Here is a 670-nt window from a genome sequence, read left to right as displayed (position 1 = left end):
GTGAACGGCTACGCGGCCTGCAGCAGGTTGTGCAGGCGGGCAATGCCGAGCATGGCGGTATGAACGCCGTCCCCCTTGAGGCGGCAGTCACGGAGGATCTTCCAGGCCTTCATGCGGGCGAAGACGTGCTCGACGCGTGCGCGGACCTGCTTGTGGGAACGGTTGTGCTCCTTCTTCCACTCACACAGGTCACCGCCGGCGGGGCGTCGGTGCGGGATGATGAGGCCGGTGCCCTGGTAGCCACCGTCTGCGATCGTGGTGGTGTTGCCCACCACAGCCGCGGCACCGGACTCCGCCCACGCCTTGCAGTCGTTGCGGTTGCCCGGGACCGGTCGGCCGACCGCGACGACCAGGCAGGTGTCGGCGTCGATGACCACCTGGTGGTTGGTCGAGTAGCGGTAGTTCTTGGACTGCTCGGCGACTGCGTGGTCGCGCGTCGGCACGAGCGTGCCGTCCACGATCAGCACAGCGTCACGGCGGAAGCGCTTGCGTTGATGGAGCGCGAGCATGGGCCCGACGTGGTCGACGATCCGGTCCGCCGCCGACTTGGACACTCCGAACAGCGGCGCGAGTTGTCGCAGGGTCAAGTTGGTGCGCCAGTATGCCGCGACGAGCAGGAGCCGGTCTTCCAGCGGGAGCGACCAGGGGCGACCTGGCCGCGCGTCGTCCG

At 68.5% G+C, this 670-nt stretch carries 1 protein-coding gene; it reads right to left on the bottom strand.

Annotated features, from left to right (window positions below):
• Window positions 1–8: 8 nt before the first annotated feature.
• On the bottom strand, window positions 9–670 hold a 662-nt coding region (locus tag ACQRUO_RS39605; protein WP_428321024.1), incomplete at its 5' end, for a transposase.

The organism is Kitasatospora sp. LaBMicrA B282 (assembly GCF_050325825.1).
GTDB lineage: Bacteria > Actinomycetota > Actinomycetes > Streptomycetales > Streptomycetaceae > Kitasatospora.
Note: the sequence above shows the minus strand (reverse complement) of the source record. Positions and strands in the feature narration are given on the sequence as shown.